We start from the raw sequence: 22,481 nt of genomic DNA, 5'->3' as shown, positions 1-22,481 counted from the left end.
CTTCATGTTGATGGAACTCTCCATTAAAAATTTTGCAATTATCTCTTCGTTGACCATACCATTTGAAAAAGGTCTAACCGTTTTAACAGGAGAGACAGGTGCTGGAAAATCAATCATCATAGACGCGATCGGGTTGTTATTAGGCGGCAGAGGTTCTACTGAATTTGTGCGCTATGGAGAAAAAAGAGCTGAAATTGAAGGGTTATTTTCACTTGAAGACAATCATCCTGTTCTGGCTAAACTCGAATCGCTAGGAATTGATGTTGAAGAGGGCATGCTTGTTCTAAGGCGTGATATGACGGACACAGGTAAAAGCATTTGCCGAATGAACGGGAAACTAATGACAATCGGTTCGCTACGGGAAGTTGGTCAAACGCTTATCGATGTTCATGGCCAACATGAACACCAGTCTTTAATGCGAACGGAGGAACATCTTGAATTACTGGACAGCTTTGGAGATGCTAGTCTAAAAAAAGCGTTAAGCGAGTATGGCAAACTGTTTAAGCAATTAACGATCATTAACAGGCGAATTGCAGAGCTTGACCGAAACGCTCAAGATATTGCTCAAAAAACAGATTTATATACGTATCAACTTGGTGAAATTACACAAGCAAATTTAATTCCAAACGAAGATGTTCAGCTCCTTGCTGATCGAAAGAAATTGGCGAATGGAGAAAAATTAGCTGAATCCTTAACGAGAAGCTATGAACACTTGTATGGAGAAAATAAAGGACTTGATTACTTAAATGGTATGTTATCTCATTTAGAAGCGGCAACGTCACTAGATGAGGACTTAAAACCATTGTATGAGCAAGTCTCCTCTAGTTACTATTTATTTGAAGAAGCATCTTATTCAATACGAGAAGCATTAGATCAAGTTGAATTCAACCCAACTGCCTTAGAGCAAATAGAGTTGCGCTTGTCAGAAATTGATAAATTGAAGCGTAAATACGGACAAACCGTTGAAGAGATCGTTGACTATGCGCAGAAATTGGAAGATGAACTTGAAGTGATGGAAAATATAGATGAGCGTGTCAATGAGCTAAAGGTAGAGCAACGTGCTTTGCTGGAAGACTTAGACATTGAAGCAAATGCAATTTCCAACATGAGAAGAAGCGTGGCTTCTCAGCTTGAAAAAGCAATTAAGAAGCAGCTTCAAAGTCTATATATGGAAAAAACTTCGTTTCAAGTGCAAATAAGTCAACTAAGTGAGCTTCATAAGAATGGTCAAGATCAAATTGAATTTCTGTTATCTACAAATCCAGGAGAACCACTAAAACCACTTGCCAAAGTAGCTTCTGGTGGCGAAATCTCTAGAATTATGCTAGCTCTAAAATCGATTTTTTCGACAAAGCAAGGAATTACATCCGTTATATTTGATGAAGTCGACACTGGAGTAAGCGGTCGGGTTGCCCAAGCGATTGCTGAAAAAATTCAAGGAATAGCTAAAGGTTCGCAAGTTCTTTGTATCACGCATTTGCCACAGGTTGCGGCAATGGCTGACAATCATTTATTTATTTTGAAAGAAGAAAATAAAGAACGAGTAAAAACGAAAGTAATGCCATTGTCTGATGACCAAAAAGTAGAGGAAGTAGCACGTATGCTATCAGGCGTTGAGGTTACTGAAATAACGCTTGAAAATGCGAAAGAATTACTCAATATGGCAAAAAAGAAGAAGCACGTTCATTAGAAATGCTACCCAATTTGGGTGGCTTTTTCTTATTTAATCAGTTATAAATCCTTACTTCAAAGGCAACATTAATAGTACAGCCAGCATGGAGGTGTGGGTTGGGAGTGAGGAGTGAAAGGGTTGAAAAAAGAGGGTGCACGATATGTAATTGGGGTATTGCTTTTTTTATGTGTATTAGGTTTAGGGTTTACGCAACAAGCAAAGCAGTTTTTAAATATTCCCACATCGATCGTTTTATTTGAAGGAAACCAAGCAGTTATTGAAACGAGTAGTGTTGAAATAAAAAATAATCATGACACAGCATTCATTCAGAATAGCGGTAACCATTCACAGCTTCACGCTACAGAAATAGGGGAAACAGAAGCCGTTGTCAAGATGGGGAACTGGCCAATTAAAGCAATTGATGTAGCGGTCTTACCAGAAATAAAAGTTGTTCCAGGTGGTCAATCAATAGGTGTGAAATTAACGACTGAAGGCGTTCTTGTTGTTGGGCACCACTTAATTGATACGACAAAAGGGCAAAAATCTCCTGGTGAATTTGCTGGAATAGAAGTTGGTGACATGATCACAAAAATTAATGGAATAAAAATGCATTCAATGAATGAAGTATCAAAACTAGTTCAAGATGCTGGTGAAGGTGACAAAGAGTTAAACATTGAAGTCATTCGTGGCGAAAAAGCAATAAAGACCGTTTTAAAGCCAGAAAAAGCAAAAGGGGATCACTTGTATCGTTTAGGTTTATACATTCGAGACTCTGCCGCTGGGGTCGGCACGATGACCTTTTATGAGCCTATCAGTAAGAGATATGGGGCGTTAGGTCATGTTATCTCAGACGTTGATACAAGAAAACCGATTTCAGTTCATAATGGGCAATTATTACGGTCATCAGTTACATCAATATCTAGAGGGATACATGGTGAGCCGGGAGAAAAGCTCGCAAGTATTTCAAAAGATAAAGATGTGCTTGGTTCCATTCATAAAAATAGTTCTTTAGGAATTTATGGAGAGTTACTTGAAGGAAGTAAGATGGAAAATCAGCTATATGACAAAGCTTTACCCATTACAACTGCTTCAGAAGTTAAAGAAGGTCCAGCAACGATCTTAACCGTTATAAATGGTGAAGAAGTGGAAGAGTTTGATGTAGAAATTGTTTCAAATATTGTTCAAGAGGAACCTGGAACAAAGGGTTTAGTGATTAAAGTAACGGACCCAGTTCTATTAAAAGAAACAGGTGGCATTGTTCAAGGAATGAGCGGCAGTCCAATTATTCAAGATGGAAAAATCATTGGTGCAGTTACCCATGTCTTCGTAAATGATCCAACTTCTGGCTATGGATGTCATATTGGTTGGATGTTAGAAGAAGCAGGAATACACACCGGATTAATTCATAAAAAAGCTAAAGCGAGCTAATCGTTTTAGCTTTTTTTTGGTTTTTCCAACGCAAGTTAATCGAGTATGATATATTAAAGAAAATGAAAAAACGTTTACAGATTCAACTATTAATGGCTAATGAGAAATAGTGATTTATGTCGAAAAAAAGAGTATATACGAGAAAATGCTCTTTTTCTTTAAAATAACAAGAGAATCAAAATTATTTAAAGGATTGTCTGCATCTTTGTCGAATCGGTTACATACATCAAAAGGAACTGGGGGAACAAATAATGGGTAACGTAACAGTCTGTATTGCAGATGATAACAGAGAATTAGTAAACTTATTAAGTGAATATGTAGGTGCGCAACAAGATATGGAAGTGGTCGGCATTGCTTATAATGGTCAAGAGTGTTTAACGGTTGTTGAGGAAAAGATGCCTGATGTGTTATTGCTGGATATCATTATGCCGCATTTAGATGGTTTAGCTGTTTTAGAACGGTTAAGTCAACATTCCAAAAAACCACAAATTATCATGTTGACGGCTTTTGGACAAGAAGATGTGACGAAAAGAGCGGTTGATTTTGGTGCTGCTTATTATGTGTTAAAACCATTTGATATGGATGCTTTAATGGATAAGATTAGAGAAATTGGTGGAAAAGCTCAGGCAAGACCGAAATCTACATCTATGACTTTTTCAAGTCCGCCAAGGCAAGAAGGACGGAAAATAAATCTTGATGCAAGTATTACAAGTATCATTCATGAAATTGGTGTCCCTGCTCACATAAAAGGATACATGTACTTACGTGAAGCCATAACAATGGTCTATAAAGACATTGAATTACTTGGATCGATTACAAAGGTTCTTTATCCAGATATTGCGAAGAAGTTTAATACGACCGCTAGTCGAGTGGAGAGAGCAATTCGACATGCGATTGAAGTTGCTTGGAGCAGAGGGAACATTGACTCTATTTCAACCTTATTTGGCTACACAGTTAGTCATTCTAAAGCAAAGCCGACCAACTCTGAATTTATTGCAATGGTCGCGGACAAATTAAGAATCGAGCATAAGGTAAGCTAAAAGAAGTCTATCTGAAAAGTGTGCGCTGTCATTGCGCGCACTTTTTTTGTTGTATTAATTCAATTTCTCCACATACTAACAAAAACAAGCGGAGGAATGAACTGTGAAAAAGATTTCAGTTGTATTGATTGATTATCGAAATAAGAAAATCATTCGAAATGTACGTAAACAAATAAAACGATTACCATTTGAATTGGAAATTTTTATGGTTAACAACTCTGAAAGCAAGAGAGGAGCTACGACGTTAACCGAAAAAGTGAAGGAGTGCTGGAGGGCATCAACAGGGTCTTATATTATATCTCTTTCACAGGATACGAACGTTTCCCAATATGATTGTGGAAGGCTGTTATTCCCTTTAATAAACAAAGAAGTTGATTTGTGTGAGCATCACATCTCATATGAAAAAGTAAATCCGTATGCTTTTCATCGTAGTCATTTACGCTTTTTTTTAACTGTGTATAGTCACGGTACACCTCTACCATTAGGCAAGCTTCGATATAGACAGATTAGGGTAGCGCCATGTTTGTCTTAATTGCTCTGTTCTTAACGCTGCCAGTCATGGCCATTGCTCTAACGTATGGATTTGTGGACGCTGGATGGACGAGTCATATGAACGTGCGACAGCTCCCAGTTAGCCTTGGTGCTTTTATTCTGTATAGTTATGCTGTCCTTTGTTCTCATTTTTACAATGAACATTTATTTTTTTCTTATGTTTCCTTGACTTATATTACTTTAGTGTGGGGAATTGGATTTTATTATGATCTAAAAAAACGATCCATCTATTTGGATAAAAACTTAGTGAGGCACCCTGTTTTACTCATATTGCTACTAATTAATGCAGTATTTGTATGGTTTTCTTTAGCGGAAACGAGTTTTTATCACTTTCATTTTATTACGGCTTTATTAATGCTCAGCTTATTTCCGCTTGCATGTACCGTTACAAATCAAAAACCTTTAAGGCTTTGGAAGTTCTCTGTTTTGACAATTGTACTGGTTTGCTTTTTTATTGAAATACCGGACTTTACAGATGTTCTCTATGCTGTGACAGCACTTTATATTGCATACGTCCTTGAAGGTGAGAGGCAAGCAACATTCGGTGTTAGCGGATCATTTGTATTAGGTGGTTTATTAGCTTTTTGGATTTTAACGGTTGTAGAACAGCCCTATCAAATTTTTATTTTGGTCATTCCTTTGCTTGCATTGATTTTCTCTCTTCAACCAACTTTTTTTGAACAACTAACATTTTTGCGATGGATTGAACGGATTGGCTTAAGAGAATAAAAAAACATAGCCAGAAGGTCAGGTCCTCCGGTCTATGTTTTTTTGTTAAAAAAAGTAGAAGTGACTTTCCCTCTTTTTTTATCGCGGTGAAAAATAAAGCCCGCCATGAAAAACAATCCAAGTAAAAAGAAGATGAGACCTGCACTAAATTGAATCCATAAAGTAGGGTAAGGAGATAATTCAATAAAGAAAAAGGAATCTCTCATCAATTTAATTCCATATCCAGCTCCAATGATGGGGATAAGTAGAATGCAAAGTGCAATCAATCTGCCCATGAAAAATCACTCATTTCTTAATGGTTCTGCTTCTATTGTAGACTAGATTCTTGGTTTGAGACAAGTTGTTGTTGCATGATAGAACTAATTGTATGATACTAAAAGAAATGTTAGTAACATGTAGGACCAAGTACTAAATCATTTTAGAGGTGATGTTTTGAAAAGAGCGCTGTTTATTTGTGAGCAAGAAGATGGTATTCCGCTCTTAACATGTTTAAATCACATGAAGGTGTTTACCATAATCGGTGTACAAACGAATAATCTAAAATTGAAAGAACTAGCTGAGTCCTATCAATTTCCAGTTAATCAATTTCATTATGATGAGAAACATATTGATTTAATTATAAGCAATAATGTTGTCGATCGGCTAGCTATGGAACGAATGACATTGCCAGAAGCTTGGGCTCTTGTGATTGCCACAATTGATAAACAATTCCTTATGCAAAAGGCTGTAGCAGCACTTGATGACGGGCTAATTATTGTTCAAGCTGATTCAAAAGTTCAGTATATGAATGGTGCGGCAGCGCAAATGGCGGATGTTGATAGTCGAACAAGCTTTGGCGAGCCAATTCAGCAACTGCTGCCTTCTAGCGGATTGCCTCGTGTCATTAAAACGGAACAAGCGGAATACAACCAATTACAAACGTTTGCCAATGGTACGACCATTGTGACAACGAGAATACCATTGACGCATAATGGAACGTGCACAGGGGCAGTTGCTATTTTTAAAGACGTAACAGAAGCAACGCAGATGGCTGAACAAATCACCGACCTTAGAAGCATTCAAAAAATGTTGGAAGCGATCATTCATTCATCTAATGATGCGATTTCGGTCGTTGACGAATTAGGAACGGGTTTGTTAATTAATCCTGCTTACACAAAAATGACTGGATTACTCCCTGAAGAGATTGTTGGAAAACCGGCAACGACGGATATATCTGAAGGGGAAAGTATTCATATGCAAGTGTTGCAAACAAAAAGACCTGTTCGAGGAGCGCGATTAAAGCTTGGACCTAAGAAGCGTGATGTAATCGTAAATGTAGCGCCAATTATTGTTGATCACGCATTAAAAGGAAGCGTAGGTGTTATTCACGACGTCTCAGAATTAAATGACCTTTTAAGCCAATTAAGAAAAGCAAAAAAGAAGTTGGCTAGTCTGGAAGCAAGCTATTCCTTTAAAGACATCATTGGAGCGTCTGATGGTATCAAGCTTGCGATTGAACAAGCAAAGCTTGGGGCGAACACATCTCTTCCAATTTTATTACTTGGAGAAACTGGTACTGGTAAGGAATTGTTTGCACACGCAATACATAATGAAAGCACGCGTCGTAAAGAACCATTTGTACGTGTAAACTGTGCGGCCCTGACAGAAACGTTACTTGAGAGCGAACTATTTGGCTATGAGCAAGGGGCGTTCTCTGGTGCGTTAAGAACCGGTAAGAAGGGTCTTTTTGAAGAAGCGGGGAAAGGGAGTATTTTCCTCGATGAAGTTGGCGAGATGTCATTAAGTACGCAAGCTAAATTGCTGCGCGTTTTACAAGAACAAGAAATTGTTCGAGTTGGTGGGACAAAGCCAATACGAATTCAAGTACGGGTGATCGCTGCCACAAATGCAGATTTGCATCAATCCATTACGAACAAAACGTTTCGAGAAGATTTATATTATCGATTAAATAAACTTCCGATCCGTATTCCACCCTTAAGGGAACGACTCGACGATTTACCAAAACTAGCTTTAAACTTAGTCGAAAAAATCAATCAAGACTACGGTAGAAACATTCAAACGATTTCAAGTCTTGTTCTTGCTCAATTCCAAGAGTACGATTGGCCAGGTAATGTTAGAGAACTCGAAAATGTTTTAGCAAGAGCAATGATTTACATGACTTTAGGGGATACGGAGATTCAGGGAATTGATCTACCTGCCGAAAAACAAAAAAATACCGTTAAAAAAATTGAACTTGTAGAAAATGAACAACTTACATTAGATCATTACTTGGCATCGAAAGAAAAAGAACATATTCTTAAGACGCTAGCCCAAGTGAATGGAGTTAAAACAGACGCTGCTAAGCGACTTGGAATATCCATTCGATCGCTTTATTACAAACTTGATAAACACCTTATTGAATAATATTGCCTGCAAATAATTGCGCGCGTGTGCAATTATTTGCAGGTGTGAAGAAGTTAGACCGTTATCCGTTCAGTTTTCTAAGTTGGCATCGTTTTTGCATCTAATGAAATGGAGCTTTATGATAAGATTGTTGATTATCGTTAAGGGGGAAGATTAATGAATTTATTTACAAAGATGGTAGAGCGAGACTATGAACAACTTGTTGTTTGTCAGGATAAGACATCGGGTTTAAAAGCAATAATAGCGATACATGACACAACGCTTGGGCCAGCCTTAGGTGGAACAAGAATGTGGAATTACGAGACAGAAGAAGAAGCGTTTGAAGACGTGCTTCGGTTATCAAGAGGAATGACTTACAAGAACGCTGCTGCCGGGTTAAATCTTGGTGGAGGAAAAGCTGTTATTATTGGTGATGCGAGAAAAGATAAAAATCAAGAGATGTTCCGTGCATTTGGTCGGTATATCCAAGGGTTAAACGGCCGTTATATTACTGCTGAAGATGTAGGAACAACGGTTGAAGACATGGACATTATTCATGATGAAACGGATTATGTTACAGGAATTTCCCCTGCATTTGGAGCTTCAGGTAATCCATCTCCAGTTACTGCTTATGGGGTCTACGTTGGCATGAAAGCTGCAGCAAAAGCAGGTCTTGGGTCAGAAGATTTAGCAGGCAAGACGATTGCCGTACAAGGTGTAGGTAATGTCGCATACCATTTATGCAAATACCTACATAAAGAAGGAGCAAGTTTAATTGTTACGGACATTTATAAACCTTCTGTTGATCGTGCGGTAACGGAGTTTGGGGCAAAAGCTGTTGCACCTGATGAGATTTACCAAGTGGACTGTGATATTTTTGCACCGTGCGCTTTAGGTGGAGTAATAAATGATGAGACGCTTACGCAGATAAAAGCGAAAGTCATTGCTGGGGCTGCAAATAATCAATTAAAAGAAGAAAAGCATGGTGAGAGATTACAAGAAATGGGTATTGCCTATGCCCCAGACTATGTCATTAACGCTGGTGGAGTCATTAACGTTGCTGACGAATTAAATGGCTACAATCGGGACCGTGCATTTAAAAAAGTGGAAGGCATTTATGAAAATGTTTCCCGTGTATTTGAAATTGCTAAAGCGCAAAACATACCTACCTTTTTAGCGGCTGATAAGATGGCCGAGGAGCGAATTGAAAGAATGCGTTATGCAAGAGGCACTTTCTTACAGAATGAACATCATATTCTGTCCCGTAAGAAATAAATAGAACGAGGTGACTTTAAATGGCTGAGAATTACGACCTTGTCATCGTTGGTGGAGGAACAGGCGGCTACGCAGCCGCCATCCGCGCCTCGCAGATGGGCAAAAAAACAGCGCTTGTTGAGCGTGATCTTCTAGGTGGAACCTGTCTTCATAGAGGGTGTATACCAAGCAAGGCGTTACTTAGAAGTGCAGAGGTCTTTAGAACCGCAAAAGAGGCAACGATGTTTGGTGTGAAAACAGGTGATGTTGAGCTTGATTTTTCAATCGTGCAAGAACGAAAGCAAGAAGTAGTCGATCGACTAGCGAATGGTGTACGTGCCTTAATGAAAAAAGGAAAAATTGATGTGTATCATGGGACGGGAAGAATGCTAGGACCGTCAATTTTTTCACCTGCGCCTGGGACGATTTCAGTTGATTTAGCGGATGGTGAAAATGTTATGCTCATAGGTTCAAACGTGATGTTGGCTACAGGGTCATCACCGCGTCCATTACCTCATACGCCATTTAATGAAAAAACGATTTTAAGCTCAGACCACGCCTTAACGTTAGAAGAACTTCCGGAATCCATGCTTATTGTAGGTGGGGGCGTAATTGGCATTGAATGGGCATCTATGCTAACTGATTTTGGTGTAAACGTCACAGTAGTTGAGTACGGAGAGCGCATTTTGCCAACTGCAGACGAAGATATTTCCAAGGAAATGATGACGCAGTTAAAAAAACGTGGCGTTGTTTTTCTTACGAATGCTGAACTAGATGAGGAATCAATTGAAACAACAGAAGATCGGCTTAAAGTCAATGTTAAGCAACAAGATCAAGTTCAATCACTAGAAGCGGATAAGATGCTTGTTTCCATAGGTAGGGTGGCAAATGCTGCTAATATCGGAATAGAAAATACAGACATTATTTTAGAAAACGGTTACATTTCAGTTAACGAGTATGGTCAAACAAAGGAATCGCATATTTACGCAATTGGGGACTGTATTGGCGGCTTACAGTTAGCGCATGTAGCTACACATGAGGGCTTGATAGCTGTGGCGCATATGAACAACGAAAAGCCTGAACCCATTGACCCGTTCAGTGTCGCTTCATGTATATACAGCTTTCCAGAGTCTGCTCAAGTAGGTATGACTGAAAAACAGGCGAAAGATGCCGGTATTAAAGTGAAAACGAGTAAATTTCCATTTGCAGCAGTAGGAAAAGCGCTTGTTCAAGGAGAGGAAGCAGGGTTTGTAAAAATGATTGTGAATGAAACGAATGATGATGTGGTAGGAATTCATATTATTGGTTCCCATGCCACAGATCTAATTTCTGAAGCGGCTTTGGCAAAAACGTTAGATGCAGCACATTTTGAGATTGGTGAAACGATCCATCCACATCCAACGATGTCTGAGGCAATTGGTGAAGCTGCATTAGCAATCAATAAACGTGCAATACATATGTAAGGGGGAGAAGAAATGACAAAGTCAAGACACGAACAGTTAGGCTTAACAAATGAAGATGCGATTGACATTTATAAAACGATGTTGCTCGCGAGACGTATTGATGAACGGATGTGGCTTTTAAACCGAGCTGGCAAAATTCCGTTTGTTATTTCATGCCAAGGGCAAGAGGCTTCCCAAGTTGGAGCAGCTTTTGCTTTAGATCGGTCAAATGATTATGTATTACCTTATTATCGTGATATGGGTGTAGTTCTCGCATTTGGAATGACGGCAAAAGAATTAATGCTATCGGGCTTTGCGAAACAAGAAGACCCAAATTCTGGTGGTCGTCAAATGCCAGGCCACTTCGGACAAAAGAAAAATCGAATTGTTACAGGTTCTTCGCCTGTTACGACGCAAGTGCCTCATGCTGTGGGGATTGCGCTAGCAGGTCGTCTTGAAAAAAAAGAGTTTGTGACCTTCACGACATTTGGAGAGGGGTCATCAAACCAAGGTGATTTTCATGAAGGAGCGAATTTTGCCGGAGTGCATAAGCTACCTGTCATTTTTATGTGTGAAAATAACAAATACGCAATAAGTGTTCCGATAGAGAAACAGCTCGCATGCGAGAGCGTTGCTGATCGCGCTGTTGGGTATGGAATGCCGGGAGTGACCGTGGATGGAAACGATCCTCTTGCTGTTTATGAAGCTGTCAAAGAGGCAGCAGAAAGAGGGCGTAATGGAGAAGGTCCTTCTTTGATTGAAACGATCTCTTATCGATTAACGCCACATTCAAGTGATGATGACGATCGTGCATATCGTTCACGTGAAGAAGTTGCAGAGGCAAAGGCAAAAGACCCGATCCATACCTTCGCAAACTACTTGCTTGAGAATAAAGCGATTAGTGAGGAAGACCTCGAACAAATCAATGAGGAAACGATGACCATCGTAAATGAGGCGACCGAGTACGCTGAACAAGCAGCTTATGCTGATGCGAGCACTGTCTATTCGCATGTTTATAGTGAGGAGGGGAATTAAATGGCGATCATCTCTTATATTGAAGCCGTGACGCAAGCACTAACTGAGGAAATGCATCGGGATGAACGTGTGTTTGTTCTTGGTGAAGATGTTGGAAAACGCGGCGGGGTATTCCGAGCAACTGCGGGGTTGTATGATACGTTTGGGGAAGCGCGCGTTATTGATACACCGTTAGCAGAGTCAGCCATTGCTGGAGTCGGAATTGGAGCTGCGATGTATGGTATGAGACCTGTTGCGGAAATGCAATTTGCTGATTTTATTATGCCTGCTGTTAACCAGATTGTGTCGGAAGCGGCAAAGATTCGTTATCGCTCTAATAATGACTGGACTTGTCCAATTACGATTCGAGCGCCATACGGTGGTGGAATTCATGGTGCGCTTTACCACTCGCAAAGCGTGGAAGCGATGTTTGCTAATACACCTGGGCTAAAAATTGTTATGCCATCAACACCTTATGATGTAAAAGGATTGTTGAAAGCTTCAATCCGTTCTGAAGACCCAATTCTCTTTTTTGAACATAAACGTGCGTATCGCTTAATTAAAGGTGATGTTCCTGAAGAAGAGTACACGCTGCCGATTGGTAAAGCTGATGTAAAACGTGAAGGGAATGACGTGACTGTTATTACATACGGTTTAGCTGTTCATTTTGCTTTACAAGCAGCTGAGCGCTTAGAAAAAGAGGGAATAAACACCCATATCTTAGATTTACGAACGGTCTATCCACTTGACCAAGAAGCGATCATTGAGGCAGCTAAGAAAACCGGCAAAGTGTTACTTATAACGGAAGATAATAAAGAGGGAAGTATTATTAGTGAAGTAGCAGCTATTGTTGCAGAAAACTGTATGTTTGATCTTGACGCACCGATTCAACGTTTGGCTGGACCGGATATTCCAGCAATGGCTTATGCTCCGACGTTAGAGAAAGAATTTATGATTAATCCAGATAAAGTAGAACGAGCCATTCGTGATCTAGCTGAGTTTTAAAAGGAGGAGAAACAATGGCAACAAAAATGACGATGCCGCAATTGGGCGAAAGTGTAACTGAAGGAACGATTAGCAAGTGGCTAGTTGCTCCGGGAGATAAAGTAACAAAATATGAACCGATTGCTGAAGTACTGACGGATAAAGTGAGTGCGGAAATTCCTTCTTCTTATACGGGAACAATAAAAGAACTACTAGTTGGTGAGGACGACACGGTATCAGTAGGAACTGAAATTTGTTCAATTGATGAAGAGGGTGTATCTCCAGCTCCGGAAGAGCAACCAGCAAAGTCTACCGAGGTTACTACTGCAAATCAAGCGCAAGTTGAAGAACCTGATCAGTCTCAAAAAACACGTTATTCTCCAGCTGTTATGCGAATGGCGCAGGAAAATAATATTGATTTACAGTCTTTAACAGGTAGCGGTAAAGGTGGACGAATTACCCGTAAAGATGTGGAGGCTTATCTAACGTCTGGGGCGGCAATAAAGGCTCAACAAAATTCTGATAAACCACCTGAGCAGGTGCAGAATAAACAAGAAGCCCCGTCTTCCATCACTCCTGTATCAGAGGCGAAGAATGTAGCTATGCCATCGTCAGCTCAAGGGGATAAGGAAATTCCTGTATCTGGTGTACGAAAAGCAATTGCTTCGAATATGGTAAAAAGCAAGACCGAGGCGCCGCATGCCTGGACGATGATTGAAGTGGATGTAACGAACTTAGTGAAGCTTAGAGAAAGTAAGAAAAAAGGTTTCAAAGAGCAAGAGGGCTATAATTTAACATACTTGCCTTTCTTTATGAAAGCCTGTGTAGAAGCATTAAAAGAATTTCCGCAAATAAACTCACAATGGGCTGGAGATAAGATTATCCAGAAAAAAGACATTCATTTATCAATGGCTGCAGCAACGGACGAAGCGTTGTTTGTTCCTGTAATTAAGCATGCCGATGAATTAACAATAAAAGGTTTAGCGAGACAAACAAATGAACTTGCTAGCAAAGTGCGCACAGGAAAGTTAAGTGGTGCCGATATGGCTGGAGGGACCTTTACAATAAACAACACGGGTTCATTTGGCTCAATTATGTCTCAACCAATTATTAATGCACCTCAAGCGGCGATTTTATCAATTGAATCGATTGTAAAACGACCGGTTGTACTTGAAACAGAACAAGGCGATGTAATTGCTGTTCGTCATATGGTTAACTTGTGTTTATCGCTCGATCATCGCGTATTAGACGGGTTAGTATGTGGTCGCTTCTTAAGCGCAATGAAAAAGCGTCTAGAAACAATGAACGAAGAGAATACAACAATCTATTAAAAGAGGCTGCATAAGCCTCTTTTTTCCTTGGTTGAATTATAAGCATATGTAGAATACTTGTGGAATCAAGTGAATCGTTTTACAATAGGGACATGAATGAAAAGGAGTGTGACGAGGAATGCAACAATTTAACTTTTTTATGAATGACGTCGTTCAAGACGCTCGTAATGATATGATTCAAGCAGGCTATAAGCAGCTACAATCGGTTGAGGAAGTTGAGAGTGCATTTAGTCAAAAAGGAACAACACTTGTCATGATTAACTCTGTTTGTGGGTGTGCGGGAGGTATTGCTAGACCGGCAGCTGCATACATGACAAATTACGAACATACACCCGATCAGTTTGTAACGGTCTTCGCTGGACAAGACAAAGAAGCGACTGCTCGAGCGAGAGAACAATTTTCAGGCTATGGTCCTTCTTCCCCTTCCTTTGCGTTGTTAAAAGATGGCGAAATTCAAATGATGGTGGAACGTCATGAAATTGAAGGGCATGAACCAATCCAAGTCGTGCAAAAGCTCGAGCAAGCATTTGATACGTATTGTAAATAACTAGATCGGTAAAAACGTCAAATGACAGTTATTTGGCGTTTTTGTTTTGGTGAATTGTCTGATTGATAGATGATGAGGTTAAATATTAAATCGAGAGGAATCATACGTAGACAATAGCATGGCAAAGAGGCTTATGCTATAATAACAAGGAAAAAAGGGGGACATATGATGCAAGCTCAATACGAGAAAATCCAGACTTATTTAAATATGGAAGAAGATATTACATTTAATGAATTTCAAACCTTTTACAAAGAAGTAGTCGCGGAGCTAAGCTCAATTCATCAAGGAATGGATGAAGAAACGCTCTGGAAAGCATTGTTTGTAGTTGAAAATGTAATTTCAAATGCAGATGGACGAGCTGAAGAAACAAAAGGCAGTGAGTCAAAAAAATATAGTAAAATGTCGCAACGTCTTAAATTATATGCAAAAAACTTTGGTGTACGCTTAGGCGAAGCGGGTTACACAGAAGAAGATATTAACCAGCGCTTTCAAGAAATGTTCGTTGAAGGTGAAAAAGAGTATAAATCTTCATAATGATTGGAGGGAGTTATTCATTGACAACTCCCTCTTAATCAAGTATATTTAGATGTGTCGTTATGCGCCTATGGTGAAAGGGGATATCACACGAGATTCCGATTCTCGCGTTGTGGGTTCAAATCCTGCTAGGCGCGTCAGTATATCATACATAATAAAACCCGCCTTCTTTTATAAAAGAAGGCGGGTTTTTTAGTAATAGTCCGGTTTTTATTTGTTTATTCTTCCTCTAACTCAATGTTGTTTTCATCAGCAAGAGTCTCTATTTCGCTAGCATAACGATCAATAAGAGCTCTTCCCTCTGCTAGTAGTTCATTCCCTTCCTCAATAATAGCAAAATCACTTGCTTCAAGACCGTCTTTAAGTACAAAAAAACCTTCTAATTGATAGCCCGCTGCTTCGATGTAAATATCATGAACTTCTTGAACATCTGTCGTGCTAATGTCAAACTCCTCTAAGGCAGAATAAAACTCTTCATAAGGGGCAATAACGTTTTCGTCTAAGAAGCTAGCTGCCTGGGAATCCTCCATTGTAGAAGTTGCTATTGTATCATAATCATCAATAATCTCACGCTCCATTTGAGCTAATTCTTCCATTTCATCCCCGTTTAAATAATTTAAAAGATCATCTTGAACTTCACTTGTGCATGCTGCTAAAAAAAGAATAGAAGTACTTATAGCGCTAATCATAAAAAACGACTTTATCATTTCATCCCCTCCTAAGTGTAAGGTTAATCACGACAAATGGAGGTAATTTGTCATACAATTCTTATAAATAAAGTGCTATTTTAAAATCGTGACTATTTAATCATTACCCTAGGATGAGTTGTAGGTAAACCTGTTTGTCAGAATTACTTAAATAATTAAACGGAAGCACACTCACCAAGAAGCAAGTGTGCTTTCGTTTAATTATTTAGAAGACCAACAAGAGCTAAACCATGCTTAATGCCGTCTTCATTCACGTGCTTCGTAATATAACGGGCTTGGTTCTGAACAGCAATAGGAGCATTTCCCATCGCAACGCCGTGTTCAACATAGGAAAGCATTTCTAAGTCATTCAGTTGATCACCAAAAGCGTATACATTCTTCAGATCGATGCCTGCGTGAGCAATAAACTTTGAAATGCCCATTGCTTTAGATCCATCTTTAGGTAAAACATCAACCGAATATGGGTGCCAACGAACAAATCGGAAATCTTGGAATCGGTTTTGGTACTGTTCAAGTTCACCCTCTTTACAGAATAAAAGGGCTTGATGCAGATTAGTTTGCTCATGATAATTTGGGTTGTAGTCTGGTAGATCAATTTTTAGTGAGCCAATACTTTCAATAACATCAGGGTGCTCAGAGTGGTTTGTAGTAAAAGCTTCAGCAGACATAAAGACAAGTGGATGTTCTAATGACGAAGCAAAACGTTCAAGCTGAGTAAAGCTAGTAGCATTTAATGTGTGTTTATAAATGACTTCTCCTTTATAAACGACAAATTGTCCATTAAAGCAAATATACGAGTCAATTTGCAGCTCTTCTCTTAACTCTTTAAAAAAATAAGGCGCACGCCCAGTAGCGATTGCAACTTCGTGACCTTGTTTTTGTAATTGAAAGATCGCGTCCTTCGTTGATTGAGGAAGTTGTTTTTGTTCATCTAATAATGTTCCATCAATATCAAAAAAGATCATTGCTTTCTCCATTGTTCCACTCCCAATTCATTTTTTCTATTGTTGTTTAAAACCTACTAGAATCAATCAAACTTTAACGTATCTTTTATGTAACTGTCAAATGTCTGATGTGATTCAAATCCAGCAAATTGGGTATCGTAATATTAACAAGTTAAAAAAGGAGAGATTGGGATGTCTGCTTATAACCTAATTATTAATTATAGTGATGGAACAACAGAAGAATGGACGTTTGATCATAACCCCAATACAGAAGTGAATGAGTGGATCAAGCAAGATACCGGCTGGGTGAACATTCAAGGGATCCTCATTAATTTAAACAACGTTAAGAGAATGGAAACAAAAGAAATTGATGGTGGAACGGATTAATCTATTTTTACAACAGTTCTCTGTCCGTGTATACTAGAAAAAAAAGCACGGGGTGAAATTGGTGACAAATAAAGAAATAGAGCATGACCGCGTGACGCATAGGCATCTACCGGAAAAAACACAGTTGCAAAATCGTTTAAAGCGAATTGAAGGACAAGTTCGGGGAATACAGAAGATGATTGAAGAAGATCGTTATTGTGTAGATGTCTTGATCCAGTTATCTGCCATTCAAGTAGCGTTAAAGAAAGTAAGCATGACAATGCTTGAAGATCATTCAAAACATTGTGTAGCAGACGCCATGAAAAATGGAAATGGTGATGAGGCCATTGCTGAACTAATGGATGTGATTAGTCGATTTTCGAAATAAAGAGTCACTTGCTTACCCTTTTATATACCATTGTGGGGTATGTGTGGTAAAATGATCGAAACAGACTAAGAGGGAGTGTATGATGTGGAACAAGCAACTATTGCAGTAACAGGTATGTCATGTGGTCATTGCGTAGCATCAATTGAAAAGGCTCTTACAAATCTTTCAGGTGTTGATCAGGTATCGGTTTCATTAGAAAAAAGCGAAGTTGACGTGTCTTATAATCAAGAACTAATTACTATTAATGAAATAAAAGAAGAAATCGAAGACCAAGGTTATGACGCAAAGGATTAACTAAAGCAACGGGGCGAGCTCCGTTGCTTTTTTTAGTCCATCTCTTCCCGCAGTATGGAAAATATAAGTTGATCAACAAATCGATCTCCCTTACGAACTACATCCCGTAGTCTTCCTTCTTGCATAAATCCTAATTTATGTAAGGCGTGGATGGAACGATCATTTTCTGGCTCAATACGAGCTTCTACACGGTGGAGGTTTTTATTTTGAAAGCCATCAGATATAATCGTTCGTAAAGCTTCAGATGCAAACCCTTTTCCCCAATAAGATTTTCCTAACTCATAGCTAATCTTAGCACTTTGATGTTCTGGGTAAAACTTCTCAAAACCGCATGTACCAATAATTTGATTTGTCTCTTTTAAAAGGATGACAAACCGCGTTGCGGCTTGTTTTTTAATTTCATTATGTAAAAAGTAAATACGATCTTTGGTTTCCTGTAAACTTGTTAGAGTGTTCATTTTCATATACCTTGTAACGCGAATATCTGACCAAATGGGAAATAAAGCTTCTGCATCATCAACTAAAAGTTCTCGAAGAATTAATCTAGAAGTAGTAAAACTTTCACTGTCCAACAGCGTTCACCATCTCTCAGTATAGTAGTTGTATTTTAGCATGAATAAATCGCTTTTGCACAAAATTCGTCAAGAAATTTAACAGTTGACTTTAATTCTTCATTTCGTTATATTAATAGATGTCGAGATACCTACATACCTTCTGTTAATAAAGAGATCCGTTAGCTCAGCTGGGAGAGCGCCACCTTGACAGGGTGGAGGTCACTGGTTCGAACCCAGTACGGGTCATCACTTGAAACCTTTCATATAGAAGGGTTTTTTATTTATGAATAAAAAAACAGCAAGCCGTCTAATGATGGCTTGCTGTTCTTCTGTTTGATCGTGCCATGTATTGTTAGAACTGGGCTTGTTGATATTGTTTTGGTACATCTTTTTCAAGCTTAAGTGTTTCGGCAGCGGATAACGTCCAATATGGATTTGATAATAGTCCACGACCAATAGCAATTAGGTCTGCATCGCCATTCTGCAAAACGCTATTGGCTAGTACAGGGTTATCTAACATTCCGACAGCGATAACGGGGATGTTTAGCGCCTCTTTTAACTTACGGGCTAGGGGGACTTGGTAACCTCCAAAGGTTCCAGGAAATCTACCAGGATCTGGCTTGCCCTCTCCGCCAGAGCTTACGTCAAGCACATCGACGCCTGCCTGTACCAATTCTCGTGAAAATGCAATCGCTTCTTCAACGGTATAGCCCTCTTCTACATATTCAGTCGCTGAAATTCTCATAATTAACGGCATTTCTTTAGGTATTACGGTTTTTACAGCATGAATAATTTCTTTAGCGAACAACGTGCGATCTTCACCATACCGGTCGGTTCGTTTATTTGAAAAGGGAGATAAGAACTGATGAATAAGGTAACCATGCGCTCCATGAAGTTCTATTGTGTCAAAGCCAGCTTCCACTGCCCGTTTAGCTGCTTGTTTATATTGATCAACTAAAGTAGTAATTTCAGTTTCAGATAGTTCTTTTGGTTCTTTATAAGCAGAGCTAAATGCGACTGCAGAACTGGAAACTGGATTTGCTGCATCTTCAGCTTTACGTCCAGCATGAGCAATTTGTATGCCTATCTTTGCGCCGTGCTGATGTGCTTGTTCAACAATTGGTATTAACGCATCACGCTGTTCATCAGACCACAATCCTAAACAAAAATCACTGATTCGGCCATCTGGATCAACATTAGTCATCTCCATTAATATAAGTCCTACACCACCAATTGCTCGGCTTGTGTAATGATGAAGATGCCAATCTGTAACAATTCCGTCTTTTCCTGCAGCAGAATATTGACACATTGGAGACATAACAACTCGGTTTTTTAACCGGAGCTGGTTTAATTGTATCGGTTCCATTAAATTTGCCATACTGTTCCTCCTGATAAATCGAGATGACCTAAGTTAATACTAAAAGTCATTATCATTCAAGTGATTTGCATTATGTGTTTTTAGATCAGTTTACTTGGGTAATAAAGAGAGTAGATAACGAAATGGAAAGAGGGTAATGGAAAATGAATGTACTTGTAATCGGAGCAAATGGACAAATCGGAAAACATCTTGTGCAAAAGTTAGAACAGCATACGTCACATCATGTGCGGGCAATGGTTCGGAAACAGGAACAGAAGGAGTACTTAGATGATTTAGGGATTGAAGGTGTCCTGGGCGATTTAGAAGGTTCCATAGACGATTTAACAACGGTTGTAAAAGGGTCGGATGCCATCGTTTTTACAGCTGGTTCAGGTGGACATACTGGCGCCGATAAAACCGTTATGATTGATTTGGACGGGGCAATTAAAGCAATGGAAGCGGCTAAACGAGCAAATGTTGATCGCTTTATTATTGTTAGCGCAATCGGCGTTCATAAACGTGAGAATTGGATGCCTAAAGCACCCTATTATAGCGCAGCTAAATACTACGCTGATGAATGGCTGAAAGCAAGTGGGCTAGATTATACAATAATTCGACCGGGTGGTCTAACGAACGATGAAGGCTCAGGGAAAGTAAAGATTGCCGAAGAATTGGAGCGAGGCGATATCCCAAGAGAAGATGTAGCCAATGTTATTCTTGCTTCTCTTGAGAATGAGAAAACAATTGGCAAGTCGTTTGATTTGATAAGTGGAGAAAGCAGTGTTCTGGAAGCGGTAAATTCAATAAGATAGTGAGCAGTAAAGAAACTCCGGTTGAACAGTACCGGAGTTTCTTTATAATTATGTTACATTGGACAAGGTGCATTGACACAAGTGACTGTGCCACTAAAATGATATCTCCATTGATAAGTATTACTTGTATAAGTAAAATGTGTGTAATTAAGAGTCCCTACCCAGCCGTTACGGTTATAACGATACGTACTTGGTATGTTACCTGAAGGACCAACATAACTATGAGTTATTCGCATCGTGTTTTGAATTTCTACGTCTTGTTTAGTCATTTCATTGGGATGAGGTAAACTAGTTGCTAAAGATGAATTTGGAGCGATTGTTAGTGATAACATTAGAACAGACAGTAATAGGAAAAGAGATTTTTTAATCATAAATTCCTCCAATAGGGTTTTTTAGTTTTCTTTAAAACGGTTCATTTTGAGTACTAAACTAGACGAATTCTTAAACAAAATTGTTAAGATTGCTTCTAATCACTCCTTTTATCTGAATTAGTGTAATTATACATAAACTATAATTAAAAGAGTGATATATTTGAAATTTCCCAATGTTTGTCGAACGAAACATGTCATTATTTTGTAATTAAGGGGGTATAGATGATAGGTTTTTATGTAATTTGCGATGATTTGACTGTAAATCTTGTTTGTAGAGAAAATTATTTCCCAACAATAAACAGCCTGTAGAACGACAGGCTGTTTTACTTGAACTTACTTCGGTTTACCAGGTTGACTGGTAAGTGGGGATTTTTCAGCAGTTAATTGAAAGAGCCCTGCTTCTTTTGCTGAGCGAATCGCAATGTATACGAATGGTCCAAGAATTAAACCCATTACACCAAAGAAAACAAAACCGAAGTACATAGATAAAACGGTAGGCAATGCGTTTAGTCCAATTGAATCGCCAAGAACTTTTGGTTCAATGATGCGACGTATAATCAATAAAACAAGTGCAAGAACCATTAATTGAATCCCCGTAGCTGTATTTCCTAGAATGATAACAAACAGTCCCCAAGGAACTAATATTAAGGCTGGTCCAACATATAGAGGAATGATATCGACAACCCAAATGAGGATTGACATGATTAATGCAGGTCCAGGTGCAATAAATAAAAGACTAATGTAACAAACGACAAAAACCCCAATGCTTAGAATAAATTGTGCTTTCCAATAGCCTAAGAAAACCTTTCCCATTCGTTTAAAAACAAAGCGCAGTTTCTCCGATGTTTCATCTTTAAATAGGTTAAAGGTATTGTTTAACAATCTCGGCAGGTCGAGGCTGAAGAGAAAAAGCGTAATGATATAAATAAGTAAGACAAAAAGCATGTTGGGTATTGACTGTAACCATGAACCAATAGTGGTAATGACGGCAGCAGTAAACGTAAGTGCTGCATCAACCATTGTGGCAGATAGTCGTTCTAGTTCAGCAATAACCCCTGCACCTTGTGGAATGGTATCCAATGTGTTTTGAGCATTTTGGATTAAGTTGTCTAAGAACTGTTGAATTTCAAGAGCGTATTGGGGTACTTGAAGGGTCCAACCGTAAATGGATTCAACTAGATAGCGAACGGATATGTATAGTAAAACACTAGAGATAATAAGAAAGGAAAGAAATACAATCGTTACTGGCCATAAGCGGCGTGTGCTATTCGTTTTTCTTTTTGTAAACTTAACAAAGGGTTCAAAAATCATTGCTGTTAATAAGGCGAGAAGCACAGGCATAAATGCTGATAAATTAAAATACACAAATAGCGCTGCAGCAATTGCAACTAGCAAGATCAGTATTTTTTTTACGAGTGAACGGTTAAACATGAGTTAAAGACAACCTCCTTCTTACACAATACATTACGTGATTAATTGGCACCTTACTTTTAGCGAGGGGGCTATCTATTTACTCACATGGGTCTTGTGTTTGGATCATACTCTCATTATAGCTTAATCTGTTGATTCTCAAAACGAAAACACCTAAAAAGTAGGTAATATTTTTAAAGATTTCTAGTCAAAAGCTTCAAATAGAGAAGAGTGCGTTTACAAAGTATAAAAAAAGAAGGAGAGTCATGCGCGATAAAGTGTACCCTTTGTAAAGGACATTTTAAAAAAGTCTAAGCTACAGCTAAAAGATGATCACTGTATTGAACAGGGGTCATCTTTTTTCTGTTC

24 protein-coding genes and 2 tRNA genes are annotated in these 22,481 nt (G+C 38.9%); 19 read left to right on the top strand and 7 right to left on the bottom strand.

Annotation, left to right across the window (positions count from 1 at the left end):
- The first annotated feature begins 4 nt into the window (after positions 1 to 4).
- The 5 genes from recN (at position 5) to JOC54_RS17295 (ending at position 5,421) form a co-directional block, all read left to right on the top strand.
- Positions 5 to 1,690: a DNA repair protein RecN gene (gene recN / locus JOC54_RS17315; protein ID WP_204467833.1), complete on the top strand. Its 1,686-nt coding sequence runs from the start codon at positions 5 to 7 to the stop codon at positions 1,688 to 1,690.
- 120 nt (positions 1,691 to 1,810) lie between these two features.
- Positions 1,811 to 3,100 carry a SpoIVB peptidase gene (spoIVB, locus tag JOC54_RS17310; protein WP_035420143.1) on the top strand — a complete coding sequence of 430 codons (1,290 nt, stop codon included), beginning with the start codon at positions 1,811 to 1,813 and terminating at the stop codon, positions 3,098 to 3,100.
- A gap of 251 nt (positions 3,101 to 3,351) precedes the next feature.
- A complete protein-coding gene (spo0A, locus tag JOC54_RS17305) occupies positions 3,352 to 4,140 on the top strand; it encodes a sporulation transcription factor Spo0A (protein WP_035420145.1) in 789 nt (262 codons plus the stop codon).
- 103 nt (positions 4,141 to 4,243) lie between these two features.
- Entirely contained in the window at positions 4,244 to 4,672 is a 429-nt protein-coding gene (locus JOC54_RS17300) for a hypothetical protein (protein WP_204467831.1), read from the top strand.
- Complete coding sequence (locus JOC54_RS17295) at positions 4,660 to 5,421, top strand: hypothetical protein (RefSeq protein WP_204467828.1); 762 nt, start codon at positions 4,660 to 4,662, stop codon at positions 5,419 to 5,421. Before JOC54_RS17300 ends, JOC54_RS17295 begins: the two co-directional genes overlap by 13 nt.
- A 32-nt stretch (positions 5,422 to 5,453) precedes the next feature.
- Here JOC54_RS17295 and JOC54_RS17290 read toward each other — a convergent pair whose 3' ends face one another.
- The gene (locus tag JOC54_RS17290; RefSeq protein ID WP_204467826.1) at positions 5,454 to 5,696 is read right to left on the bottom strand and encodes a DUF2627 domain-containing protein; all 243 of its coding nucleotides are present in this window, start codon (positions 5,694 to 5,696) and stop codon (positions 5,454 to 5,456) included.
- 157 nt (positions 5,697 to 5,853) lie between these two features.
- Here JOC54_RS17290 and JOC54_RS17285 point away from each other — a divergent pair, with 157 nt between their 5' ends.
- From JOC54_RS17285 to JOC54_RS17245, 9 genes are all read left to right on the top strand, one after another.
- Positions 5,854 to 7,824 carry a sigma-54 interaction domain-containing protein gene (locus JOC54_RS17285; protein ID WP_239586805.1) on the top strand — a complete coding sequence of 657 codons (1,971 nt, stop codon included), beginning with the start codon at positions 5,854 to 5,856 and terminating at the stop codon, positions 7,822 to 7,824.
- A 156-nt stretch (positions 7,825 to 7,980) separates the two neighbouring features.
- On the top strand, positions 7,981 to 9,078 hold the full coding sequence (locus JOC54_RS17280; RefSeq protein WP_204467823.1) for a Glu/Leu/Phe/Val family dehydrogenase: 1,098 nt from the start codon (positions 7,981 to 7,983) through the stop codon (positions 9,076 to 9,078).
- A gap of 20 nt (positions 9,079 to 9,098) precedes the next feature.
- Entirely contained in the window at positions 9,099 to 10,520 is a 1,422-nt protein-coding gene (gene lpdA / locus JOC54_RS17275) for a dihydrolipoyl dehydrogenase (RefSeq protein ID WP_204467820.1), read from the top strand.
- Between the two features lie 12 nt (positions 10,521 to 10,532).
- On the top strand, positions 10,533 to 11,534 hold the full coding sequence (locus JOC54_RS17270; RefSeq protein WP_204467818.1) for a thiamine pyrophosphate-dependent dehydrogenase E1 component subunit alpha: 1,002 nt from the start codon (positions 10,533 to 10,535) through the stop codon (positions 11,532 to 11,534).
- The gene (locus tag JOC54_RS17265) at positions 11,535 to 12,518 is read left to right on the top strand and encodes an alpha-ketoacid dehydrogenase subunit beta (RefSeq protein ID WP_204467816.1); all 984 of its coding nucleotides are present in this window, start codon (positions 11,535 to 11,537) and stop codon (positions 12,516 to 12,518) included.
- 14 nt (positions 12,519 to 12,532) lie between these two features.
- On the top strand, positions 12,533 to 13,828 hold the full coding sequence (locus JOC54_RS17260) for a dihydrolipoamide acetyltransferase family protein (RefSeq protein ID WP_204467813.1): 1,296 nt from the start codon (positions 12,533 to 12,535) through the stop codon (positions 13,826 to 13,828).
- A gap of 118 nt (positions 13,829 to 13,946) precedes the next feature.
- Entirely contained in the window at positions 13,947 to 14,375 is a 429-nt protein-coding gene (locus tag JOC54_RS17255; RefSeq protein WP_035422436.1) for a BrxA/BrxB family bacilliredoxin, read from the top strand.
- Positions 14,376 to 14,543: 168 nt separating this feature from the next.
- On the top strand, positions 14,544 to 14,909 hold the full coding sequence (locus JOC54_RS17250) for a hypothetical protein (protein ID WP_204467811.1): 366 nt from the start codon (positions 14,544 to 14,546) through the stop codon (positions 14,907 to 14,909).
- A 64-nt stretch (positions 14,910 to 14,973) separates the two neighbouring features.
- Positions 14,974 to 15,046, top strand: a tRNA-Arg gene (locus JOC54_RS17245).
- 81 nt (positions 15,047 to 15,127) lie between these two features.
- Here the strand turns inward: JOC54_RS17245 and JOC54_RS17240 are convergent.
- Positions 15,128 to 15,616: a hypothetical protein gene (locus tag JOC54_RS17240; RefSeq protein ID WP_204467810.1), complete on the bottom strand. Its 489-nt coding sequence runs from the start codon at positions 15,614 to 15,616 to the stop codon at positions 15,128 to 15,130.
- A gap of 197 nt (positions 15,617 to 15,813) precedes the next feature.
- On the bottom strand, positions 15,814 to 16,593 hold the full coding sequence (locus JOC54_RS17235; protein ID WP_035440567.1) for a Cof-type HAD-IIB family hydrolase: 780 nt from the start codon (positions 16,591 to 16,593) through the stop codon (positions 15,814 to 15,816).
- Positions 16,594 to 16,752: 159 nt separating this feature from the next.
- Between JOC54_RS17235 and JOC54_RS17230 the strand changes: the two genes are divergently transcribed.
- From JOC54_RS17230 to copZ, 3 genes are all read left to right on the top strand, one after another.
- The gene (locus JOC54_RS17230; RefSeq protein ID WP_035421123.1) at positions 16,753 to 16,947 is read left to right on the top strand and encodes a hypothetical protein; all 195 of its coding nucleotides are present in this window, start codon (positions 16,753 to 16,755) and stop codon (positions 16,945 to 16,947) included.
- A gap of 61 nt (positions 16,948 to 17,008) precedes the next feature.
- Complete coding sequence (locus JOC54_RS17225; RefSeq protein ID WP_437183570.1) at positions 17,009 to 17,314, top strand: metal-sensing transcriptional repressor; 306 nt, start codon at positions 17,009 to 17,011, stop codon at positions 17,312 to 17,314.
- 84 nt (positions 17,315 to 17,398) lie between these two features.
- A complete protein-coding gene (copZ, locus tag JOC54_RS17220) occupies positions 17,399 to 17,608 on the top strand; it encodes a copper chaperone CopZ (protein WP_035421122.1) in 210 nt (69 codons plus the stop codon).
- Positions 17,609 to 17,640: 32 nt separating this feature from the next.
- On the opposite strand, the gene JOC54_RS17215 is transcribed toward copZ, so the two are convergent.
- Positions 17,641 to 18,180, bottom strand: coding sequence for a GNAT family N-acetyltransferase (locus JOC54_RS17215; protein WP_035421121.1), 540 nt, complete (start codon positions 18,178 to 18,180; stop codon positions 17,641 to 17,643).
- A gap of 155 nt (positions 18,181 to 18,335) precedes the next feature.
- Here JOC54_RS17215 and JOC54_RS17210 point away from each other — a divergent pair.
- A tRNA-Val gene (locus JOC54_RS17210) sits at positions 18,336 to 18,408 on the top strand.
- A gap of 106 nt (positions 18,409 to 18,514) precedes the next feature.
- Here JOC54_RS17210 and JOC54_RS17205 read toward each other — a convergent pair.
- Entirely contained in the window at positions 18,515 to 19,540 is a 1,026-nt protein-coding gene (locus JOC54_RS17205; RefSeq protein WP_204467809.1) for an NADH:flavin oxidoreductase/NADH oxidase, read from the bottom strand.
- Positions 19,541 to 19,683: 143 nt separating this feature from the next.
- On the opposite strand from JOC54_RS17205, the gene JOC54_RS17200 reads away from it, so the two are divergent.
- Positions 19,684 to 20,331: an SDR family oxidoreductase gene (locus JOC54_RS17200; protein ID WP_204467808.1), complete on the top strand. Its 648-nt coding sequence runs from the start codon at positions 19,684 to 19,686 to the stop codon at positions 20,329 to 20,331.
- A gap of 53 nt (positions 20,332 to 20,384) precedes the next feature.
- Here the strand turns inward: JOC54_RS17200 and JOC54_RS17195 are convergent, their stop codons facing one another.
- Together JOC54_RS17195 and ytvI are read right to left on the bottom strand one after the other, a co-directional pair.
- The gene (locus tag JOC54_RS17195; RefSeq protein ID WP_204467807.1) at positions 20,385 to 20,702 is read right to left on the bottom strand and encodes a hypothetical protein; all 318 of its coding nucleotides are present in this window, start codon (positions 20,700 to 20,702) and stop codon (positions 20,385 to 20,387) included.
- Positions 20,703 to 21,035: 333 nt separating this feature from the next.
- On the bottom strand, positions 21,036 to 22,133 hold the full coding sequence (gene ytvI / locus JOC54_RS17190; protein WP_204467806.1) for a sporulation integral membrane protein YtvI: 1,098 nt from the start codon (positions 22,131 to 22,133) through the stop codon (positions 21,036 to 21,038).
- Positions 22,134 to 22,481: the final 348 nt, after the last annotated feature.

The sequence above is a fragment of the Shouchella xiaoxiensis genome (genome assembly GCF_016907895.1).
In the GTDB taxonomy this organism is placed as follows: Bacteria; Bacillota; Bacilli; order Bacillales; family Bacillaceae_D; genus Shouchella; species Shouchella xiaoxiensis.
Note: the sequence above shows the minus strand (reverse complement) of the source record. Positions and strands in the feature narration are given on the sequence as shown.